Source organism: Kitasatospora sp. NPDC059827 (assembly GCF_042731675.1).
Taxonomy (GTDB): Bacteria; Actinomycetota; Actinomycetes; order Streptomycetales; family Streptomycetaceae; genus Kitasatospora.
Genome location: NZ_JBHWIV010000039.1, coordinates 69118 through 78721 on the forward strand (window position 1 = coordinate 69118; position 9604 = coordinate 78721).

Annotated in this window: 4 protein-coding genes and 1 rRNA gene; 2 read left to right on the forward strand and 3 right to left on the reverse strand. The window is 72.1% G+C overall.

Features of this window, described 5'->3' with window-relative positions:
* Positions 1-99 precede the first annotated feature (99 nt).
* On the reverse strand, positions 100-4620 hold the full coding sequence (locus ACFV8H_RS23930; protein ID WP_380403374.1) for a HAMP domain-containing protein: 4521 nt from the start codon (positions 4618-4620) through the stop codon (positions 100-102).
* Positions 4621-5206: 586 nt separating this feature from the next.
* Between ACFV8H_RS23930 and ACFV8H_RS23935 the strand changes: the two genes are divergently transcribed.
* Both ACFV8H_RS23935 and ACFV8H_RS23940 read left to right on the forward strand, forming a co-directional pair.
* The gene (locus ACFV8H_RS23935; protein WP_380403364.1) at positions 5207-7768 is read left to right on the forward strand and encodes a SpoIIE family protein phosphatase; all 2562 of its coding nucleotides are present in this window, start codon (positions 5207-5209) and stop codon (positions 7766-7768) included.
* Positions 7769-8035: 267 nt separating this feature from the next.
* Positions 8036-8599 (forward strand): GPR1/FUN34/YaaH family transporter, encoded by a 564-nt coding sequence (locus tag ACFV8H_RS23940; RefSeq protein WP_375897104.1) that lies wholly within the window; start codon positions 8036-8038, stop codon positions 8597-8599.
* An 11-nt stretch (positions 8600-8610) separates the two neighbouring features.
* Here the strand turns inward: ACFV8H_RS23940 and ACFV8H_RS23945 are convergent, their stop codons facing one another.
* Positions 8611-9456: a phosphatase PAP2 family protein gene (locus tag ACFV8H_RS23945; RefSeq protein WP_380403367.1), complete on the reverse strand. Its 846-nt coding sequence runs from the start codon at positions 9454-9456 to the stop codon at positions 8611-8613.
* 61 nt (positions 9457-9517) lie between these two features.
* Positions 9518-9604 (reverse strand): 5S ribosomal RNA (rrf, locus tag ACFV8H_RS23950); the annotation flags it as partial.

The window sequence follows — 9604 nt, forward strand, 5'->3', positions numbered from 1 at the left end:
CGACCGGCGCCCCGGCGGCGGCCCCCCCCCCCCCAACCCCGCCCGCCGGCCGGGCGCCACCCCGGGGGCGGGCCCCGGGGTTCGCGCCAGGCGCCTCGCTCACGCGCGGTCGCCGTTCAGCCACTCGGACATCACCGACAGCAGGTGGTCGGTCTCCACCGGCTTGGTGATGTGGTCGGTGGCACCCGCCTCCAGGGACTTCTCCCGGTCGCCCTTCATCGCCTTGGCGGTCAGCGCGATGATCGGCAGGCCGGCGAACTGGGGCATCCGGCGGATCGCCTCGGTGGTCGCGTAGCCGTCCATCTCCGGCATCATGATGTCCATCAGGACCAGCGCCACGTTCTCGTGCTGCTCCAGCATCTCGATGCCCTCGCGGCCGTTCTCCGCGTACAGGACGGTCAGCCCGTACTGCTCCAGCACGCTGGTCAGGGCGAACACGTTGCGCACGTCGTCGTCCACGATCAGCACCTGCTGGCCGTCGAAGCGGGTGTCGGCGCGAGCCGGCCGGGGCTGCTGCGCGGGCTCCACCGCCCGCGGCAGCGCGGCGCTCTCCAGGGCGGCGCTGCGCCGGCGCTCCACCGCCCCGCGGCGGCGCTCCTCGGCCATCTCCCGGACCTCCTGGGCCCAGTGGTCGGCCGGGCTCTCGCCGACCGGCACCGGCAGGCCCACCGGGGTCACCCCGACCGAGGCGCGCAGCGCGGGCGGGTTCGCCGGGCCCGGGCGGTCCAGGAGCCGCTCGGCGGCGGCGTCCGGGGCTTCGGTGCGCAGCGGCAGGTAGAGCGTGAAGGTCGAGCCCTTGCCGAGCTCGCTCTCGGCGTGGATCTCGCCGCCGAGCAGCCGGGCGATCTCGCGGCTGATCGACAGCCCGAGGCCGGTGCCGGCGTACTTGCGGCTGATGGTGCCGTCGGCCTGCTTGAACGCCTCGAAGATCTCCCGCAGCTTGTTGCCGGGGATGCCGATGCCGGTGTCGGAGACCGAGAAGGCGATCAGCTCCTCGTCCGGGCCCTGGATCGAGCCGAACTCCAGCAGCCGCTCGCGCACGTGCTGGGGGACGTCCCCGCCGACCGCGCTGATCGAGAAGTCGACGCCGCCGGTGTCGGTGAACTTGACGGCGTTGGAGATCAGGTTGCGCAGCACCTGCTGGAGCCGCTGCTCGTCGGTGTGCAGGGTGACCGGCAGGGCGGGCGAGACCCGGACCGCGAAGTCCAGGTTCTTGTCCAGGGCGACCGGCTGGAAGGTGGCCTCGACGTAGTCGACCAGCTGGACCAGGGCGATCCGGGCCGGGCGGACGTCCATCTTGCCGGCCTCGACCTTGGACAGGTCGAGGATGTCGTTGATCAGCTGGAGCAGGTCGGAGCCGGCGCCGTGGATGGTGTCGGCGAACTCGACCTGCTTGGGCGAGAGGTTGCCTTCGTTGTTGTCGGAGAGCAGCTTGGCCAGGATCAGCAGCGAGTTGAGCGGGGTGCGCAGCTCGTGCGACATGTTGGCGAGGAACTCGCTCTTGTACCGGGAGGCCAGGGCGAGCTGCTCGGCGCGCTCCTCCAGGACCTGCCGGGCCTCCTCGATCTCGCTGTTCTTGATCTCGATGTCGCGGTTCTGCTGGGCGAGTTGCTCGGCCTTCTCCTGCAACTCCTCGTTGGTGCGCTCCAGTTCCTCCTGGCGCGCCTCCAACTCTGCGGATCGCATCGAGAGTTCGGCGGTGAGCCGCTGGGACTCCAGCAGCAGGCCCTCGGTCTTGGTGTTGACGCTGATGGTGTTGACGGTGACGCCGATCAGGTCGGCGATCTGGTTGAGGAAGTCCAGCGCGACGGTGGTGAAGGAGCTGAACGTGGCCAGCTCGATCACGCCCAGCAGCCGGCCCTCGAACTGCACCGGCAGCACCACGATGTGGGCCGGCGAGGCCTCGCCGAGGCCGGAGGCGATCTTGAGGTACCCGGGCGGCGCCTCCTTGACGATGATCGCCCGCTTCTCCGTCGCGGCCTGGCCGATCAGCGACTCGCCCGGCCGGAAGGTGGTGGGCATCGCCCGCCGCTGGTAGCCGTAGCTGCCGATCAGCCGCAGCACGGTGTCGTTCTCGTCGTCGTCCTCGGTGATCAGTTCGGCGGTCCGCCCGGCCGGCTGGGCCAGGAAGAAGGCGCCGTGCTGGGCGGAGACCACCGGGGTCAGCTCGGTCATGATCAGCGAGGCGACGGCCTCCAGGTCCCGGCGGCCCTGGAGCAGGCCGGAGATCCGGGCCAGGTTGGTCTTGAGCCAGTCCTGCTCCTGGTTGGTCCGGGTGGTCTCGCGCAGGTTGGCGATCATCTGGTTGATGTTGTCCTTGAGCTCGTCGAGCTCCCCGGCGGCGTCCACGTCGATCCGCAGGCTCAGGTCGCCCCTGGTCACCGCGGTGGCGACCTGGGCGATCGCGCGCACCTGCCGGGTCAGGTTGTTGGCCAGCTCGTTCACCGACTCGGTGAGGTCCTGCCAGGTGCCGTCCACCCCGGGCACCCGGGCCTGGCCGCCGAGCCGCCCGTCGGTGCCCACCTCGCGGGCGACCCGGGTGACCTCGTCGGCGAAGGCGGAGAGCTGGTCGACCATGGTGTTGATGTTGGTCTTGAGCTGGAGGATCTCGCCGCGCGCGTCCACGTCGATCTTCTGCGAGAGGTCGCCTCGGGCGACCGCGGTGATCACCAGCGCGATGTTGCGGACCTGGCCGGTGAGGTTGTTGGCCATCTGGTTGACGTTGTCGGTCAGGTCCTTCCAGATGCCGGCCACGCCCGGCACGCTCGCCTGACCGCCCAGGGTGCCGTCGGTGCCCACCTCACGGGCCACCCGGGTCACCTCGACGGCGAACGCGGACAGCTGGTCGACCATGGTGTTCAGCGTCCCGGCGAGCGTCGCGATCTCGCCCTGGGCGTCGATGGTGATCTTCTTGGAGAGGTCGCCGCGGGCCACCGCAGAGGCGACCTCGGCGATGTTGCGGACCTGTCCGGTCAGGTTCGACGCCATGAAGTTGACGTTGTCGGTCAGGTCCTTCCAGATGCCCGACACCCCGCGCACCCGGGCCTGGCCGCCCAGGATGCCCTCGGTGCCCACCTCGCGGGCCACCCGGGTGACCTCGTCGGCGAAGGCCGAGAGCTGGTCGACCATGGTGTTGACGGTGGTCACCAGCTCCAGGATCTCGCCCCGGGCGTCGACGGTGATCTTCTTCGACACGTCGCCGCGGGCCACCGCCGTGGTCACCTCGGCGATGTTGCGCACCTGGTTGGTCAGGTTGTTGGCCATCAGGTTGACGCTGTTGGTCAGGTCCTTCCACGTCCCGGACACCCCGGGCACGCTGGCCTGGCCGCCGAGGATGCCCTCGGTGCCCACGTCCCGGGCGACGCGGGTGACCTCGTCGGCGAAGGCCGAGAGCTGGTCGACCATGGTGTTGATGGTGTTCTTCAACTCCAGGATCTCGCCCCGGGCGTCCACCTGGATCTTCTGCGACAGGTCGCCCTTGGCGACCGCCGTCGTCACCTGGGCGATGTTGCGCACCTGATCGGTGAGGTTGTTCGCCATGAAGTTGACGTTGTCGGTCAGATCCCGCCACACCCCGGCCGCCCAGGGCACCTGGGCCTGCCCGCCGAGCCGCCCCTCGGTGCCCACCTGGCGGGCCACCCTGGTCACCTGTTCGGCGAAGCCGGAGAGCTGGTCCACCATCGTGTTGATGGTGTTCTTGAGCTCCAGCATCTCGCCGCGCGCGTCCACCTCGATCTTCTGCGAGAGGTCCCCGCGCGCCACCGCCGTGGTCACCTGGGCGATGTTGCGCACCTGGCCGGTCAGGTTGTCGGCCATGAAGTTCACCGAGTCGGTCAGCTCGCGCCACACCCCGGCCACGCCCGGCACCTGCGCCTGACCGCCCAGCCGGCCCTCGGTACCGACGTCCCTGGCCACCGTCGTCACCTGGGCGGCGAAGCCGTTCAGCTGGTCCACCATCGTGTTGACGGTGTTCTTCAACTCCAGCATCTCGCCGGCCACGTCGACGGTCACCTTGCGGGACAGGTCGCCCTTGGCCACCGCCGTGGTCACCTGGGCGATGTTGCGCACCTGCGCGGTCAGCCGCCCGGCCATGGTGTTGACCGAGTCCGCCAGGTCCTTCCAACTGCCCGACACGCTGCGGACCTTGGCCTGCCCGCCGAGCTTGCCCTCGGTGCCCACCTCACGGGCCACCCGGGTCACCTCGTCGGTGAACTCGGAGAGCTGGTCCACCAGCCCGTTGACCGTCCGGCCGATCCTCAGGTACTCGCCGCGCAACGGGTGGCTCACCCCGTTGCTGTGCAGCGAGCGCAGCTCCATCTTCTGGTCCAGGTCGCCCTCGGCGATCGAGGTCAGCACCCGGCCCACCTCGGCCATCGGCCGGGCCAGGTCGTCGATCAGCGCGTTGCAGTTGTCGACCGCCGCCATCCAGGCGCCCTCGCCCGCACCGGTCTCCAGCCGCTCGTTCAGCCGGCCCTCGCGGCCCACCGCCCGCCGCACCCGGGCCAGTTCACCGGTCAGGTGCTGGTTGCGCTCGGCGACCTCGTTGAACACCGCGGCGATCTCCGCCAACGGCCCGTCGCCCGGCACCGTCAGCCGGCGGCGGAAGTTCCCGTCCCGCATCGCGGTCAGCGCGGCCAGCAGCTTGCGCAGTTCGGCGGGCTCCGCGCCGCGGCTGTGGCCCGCTCGCCGGCCGGCCGCGATCCGCGGCGCGGCCCCGGACCGCCCGCCGCGCGGAGCCTGCGGCGTCGTACCGGTGGCGTCCTTGGTGGCGTCCTTGGTGGCCGAACTCAACGGGCCCCTCCCACATCGTGTGAACTGTCCGGTGACCGCCGCACCGGAACGGCACGGGACCGGGCACCGGCCCGGCTGGGCTGCGTACCGGCCGGACCTCACGGCCCACCGGCACCCACACGACCGTACTGCTCCCACCGGCCGTCGCGGACCCCCCAGTCTGGCAGCACCGGCGCCGGGTATACGGCTGGTTGCACACGGTTGTCCCCGCACCGTCCGAAACAGGTGGGCAGAATCACCCTCCGGTGCCTGTTTCGCCGCCCCGCCCCCACGGGGAACCAAGCGGAAAGTAGGGTGGAGCGCTGCACCGGGCCACGACCCGACCCGACGACGCCGCCCACCCGACGGCCCGCCCGGGGAGGTCGGCACGAGCCCCGGACAGTCAGGGCCAGAGCAGCAGAGGAGAAGTGGCAACGTGGTCACCGCGCGCGCAGCCGCCACCTTCGACCCCGACGGCCGGTCCGCGGCCGCCGCCAGGGGCTTCGTCCGGGACGCGCTGCTCGGCTGGGGCCTGCCCGAGGTCGTCGACGACGCCGTCGTGCTGGTCAGCGAGCTGGTCACCAACGCCGTCGTGCACGCCGGCACCGCCGCCGAGGTGTGCTGCCTGCGCGAGGAGGAGAGCGTCCGGATCGAGGTCACCGACCACCACCCCGAGCGCGGCCTGCCCTCGCTCGGCGACGGCCCGGTGTCCGCCTCCGAGCGCTTCGCCGACCCCGACGGCGAGGGCGGCCGCGGCCTGCTGATGTGCTCCGCCCTCGCCGAACGCTGGGGCGTCGAGTACGCGGCCGGGCAGAAGACCGTCTGGTTCCGGCTCGCCCTGCCCGCCCACGTGGCCGGCACCCGCTACGCCGTCCCCGCCACCCCCGGCAGCGACCTGCCCAGCAGCCCCGGGCCGGTGCACGTCGCCGTCGTCCAACTCGACGAGGACGGCCGCGTCCTGGCCTGGAACCCGGACGCCGAATCCCTCTTCCGCTACCCCGCCGCCACCGTGCTGGGCCGCCCCTGGGCCGACCTCGCGGTCTGGCCGCAGTCCCCCGGCCGCGGCCTCGGCCTCACCGACACCCTCCGGCTGGCCCGCTGGGAGGGCGACTACGGCGTGCGCCGGGCCGACGGCGAGGAGGTCGAGGTCTACGGCGTCCAGGTGCGCGTGCGCGACACCGAGGGCGTCGCCTCCACCCTCTGCCTGCTCGTCCTCGAACCCGACCGCGCCGTCCTGCGCTCCCCCGCCCGCGCCCTGCCCGGCGAGCGCCCCGACCAGGCCGGTCCCCGGCTCGACCTGCTGGCCGGACCGGTCGCCACCGACGACCTCGAAACCCTCCTCCAGCGCACCGTCGAACGTGCCCGCGACCTGCTCGACGCGGACGCCGCCTACCTGCTGCTCACCACCGACGACGAGGCCGAGTTCGAGGTCCGCGCCGCCACCGGCCTGACCACCGGGCACCGCCGGCACACCCGCTTCCCGGTGGGCACCGGCAACCGCTACGACTCCGCCCGGCTGCCCACCGTCCACGAGGACCTCGCCGCCCGCCCCATCGGCCTGCCCCTGCTCACCGGCAGCGGCATGCGCTCCCTGGTCACCGTCCCGCTCAAGGTCGAGGGCCGCCTGATCGGCTCGCTCGGCATCGCCACCGCCGCCCCCGGCCGCTACGACAACGAGGACGCGCTGCGCCTCCAGTTCGCCGCCGACCGGGTCGCCCTGGCCGTCGAGAGCACCCGGCTGACCGAGCTCGAACGGCTGCGCCGCGGCTCGCTCTCCTTCCTCGTCGAAGCCTCCGACCTGCTGGCCGGCACCCTCGAACACGAGCAGACCCTGGCGCTGATGGCCCAGATGGCCGTCCCCACCCTCGCCTCCTGGTGCGCCGTCTACACCAACGGCGACCACAGCTCCTCGGCCGGCCTCGCCTTCGTCCTGCACGAGGACGAGGACCGGATCGACCCCCTGCGCGACCTCCTCGACAAGACCCCCGCCCCCGAGGCCGGGCCCACCCACGGCGTCCGCTTCTGGACCGCGCCCACCGAGACCGCCGGAGCCCGCGGCCTCACCGACAGCCCCGAACTCGCCGGCCTGCTCGGCGAGACCGTCGTCCTGCCGCTGACCGCCCGCAACCGGGTGATCGGCCTGCTCGCCCTCGGCGTCCCGGCCGGCGTGCGGTTCCGGCAGGAGATCCTCGAACTCGCCGAGGACCTCTCCCGCCGGGCCGCCCTGGCCCTCGACAACTCCCGCCTCTACTCCGAGCGCACCGCCACCAGCCAGGCCCTGCAGCGCAGCCTGCTCCCGCCGGACCTGCCCGAGATCCCGGGCGTCGAGGTGGACGTCTACTACCAGGCCGCCGGCGAGGGCAACGAGGTCGGCGGCGACTTCTACGACCTGTTCACCATCCGCGAGGGCACCTACGGCTTCGCGATCGGCGACGTCTGCGGCACCGGCCCCGAGGCCGCCTCCGTCACCGGCCTGGCCCGGCACTCACTGCGCCTGCTCGCCCGCGAGGGCCTGGACGCCCCGCAGGTGCTGCGCCGGCTCAACGCGGCCATCCTGGACGAGGGTGCGCGCAGCCGCTTCCTCACCCTGCTCTACGGCGAGTTGACGCCCCGCCCGGACGGCAGCACCGAACTGTCCCTGGTCTGTGCCGGCCACCCGCTGCCGCTGCGGCTGCGCACCGACGGCCAGGTCGACCGGGCCGCCACCCCGCAGCCGCTGCTCGGCGTCATGGAGGACCTCGAACTCACCGCCGAGCACCTGGTGCTGGCGCCCGGCGAGGTCCTGCTCTGCGTCACCGACGGGGTCACCGAACGCCGCGAGGGCCGGCGGATGCTCGGCGACGACGGCCTCGCCGAGGTGCTCACCGGCTGCACCGGACTGACCGCCGGCGCGGTCGCCATGCGGGTGCAGCGCGCGGTCGAGCGCTTCGCCCCCGAGCCGCCGTCCGACGACATGGCGATCCTGACGCTCCGGGTTCCGACCCAGCGCCAGTCCTGAGCGTTCCCCAGCTGACATCGTCACAAATTGTTATCTTCACAAGGGTACAAGCGAGCGGGGCCGGGTAAACCGATCTCGCCGGGGAATCCCCCGGCGGGGACGTGACCAGCGGCTCTCCGCAGGCCCGTCGCTTCTGACCTCACTTCTGACCGCAGCCCCCGCACGCTCACAGCCGTGCGCCCTCGGCGCGGTCGCGCGCATCCACTCATCGGAACGACACCAAGCGTCACTGCGCCCTGCGCGCGCCCAGAGTGAAAGGAGCCTCCGGTGAGCAACGACGCTACCGGGGCAACGAACGCCCGCTCCACCGGAGCCGACGCGGGTAACCTCGGCTACCTCGCCCTCGGCCTGACACTGCTCGCCTACGGTCTGCTCTCCACCGGGATCCTGCACGGCACCGGTGTCGGGGACGCGGCCCACCTCGCCCACCTGCTCGGCGGCGTCACCCTCTTCATCGCGGGCCTCTGGCAGCTCCGCGGCGGCGAGGGCTTCACCGGGACCGCCTTCACCAGCCTCGGCGCCTTCTGGGCGACCTGGTCGGTGGCCGGCGGCGCGAGCAAGAACGCCGCCGGTCTGTTCCTGCTGCTGTGGGCCCTGCTCGCCCTCAGCCTCACCGCCGCCAGCTGGGGCGCGGGCCTGTTCAGCCGCGCCGTCTACGGCCTGTTCACCGTCTCCCTCGTGCTGGACGCCATCGCCGTCCTCGGCGGCTACAGCGGCCTCGGCAAGGCCGCCGGCTGGGTCGCGGCCGTCTCCGGGGCCATCGCCTGGTACTGGGCCACCTCCCGCCTGAGCAACGGCTCCTGGGGGAAGGTCGCCCTGCCGGTCAAGTGACCTGCCGGGGCTCAACCGACCTGCTGGGGCCGCTCCTCGGCACCGGCCCGGGGCCGGGTCTCCGTCTCGACGGGGACCCGGCCCCGTCGCCGTGCCGCCAGCGCCAGGACGGCGTAGGCGAACAGCAGGATGGCGACGGCGACGATGCCGTCCGCCCAGAAGTGGTTGGCCGTCACCACGACCACCGCGACCGTCAGCAGCGGGTGCAGCACCACCACCCAGCGGAACGGGCTCGGCGACACCCGCACCACCGCGACCGCCGCCAGTACGCACCAGGCGACGTGCACCGACGGCATCGCCGACAGCTGGTCCGCCACCACCACCCCGCCGACCGCGCCGCCGTACACCGACTGCCCGTACTCCGCGGCCACGTCCACGAAGCCGCTCTGCGGCAGCATCCGCGGCGGCGCCACCGGGATGAACTGCACCAGCAGACAGACCGCCGTGGTGATCACCACCGTGTTGCGCACCCACGCGTAGCGCTCCCGGTGCCGCACGAAGACCCAGAGCAGCACACCGAGCATGACGGCGAAGTGCATCACCGCGTAGTAGTAGTTCGCCAGCCGCACCAGCACCGGGTACGGCGTGACCGCCGCCTGCCAGGAGGCCTCGTCCGGCAGGCCGATCGCCTGCTCGGTCCGGTGGATCCAGCCCGCCCGGTCCAACGCGTGATCGGCACTCATCACCGACAGGTGCCCGACCAGCTGCCAGAGCGCGAACAGCGCCAGCAGCGTGCCGGCCTCCCGCAGCAGCGCCGACGCCCCCGGTTTCCGGACCCTCGCAGCGGCGTACGCGCCTCCGTAGAGGACGACGGCGGCACCCCCGGCGGTCTGCCAGGTCAGGGTCAGGTTCTGCATTGGCAGAGGGTAACGCAAAAAGACCCCCTCCCGAATGGGAGGGGGTCTTTTTGGAATGATTGTTCGGCGGCGTCCTACTCTCCCACAGGGTCCCCCCTGCAGTACCATCGGCGCTGTGAGGCTTAGCTTCCGGGTTCGGAATGTAACC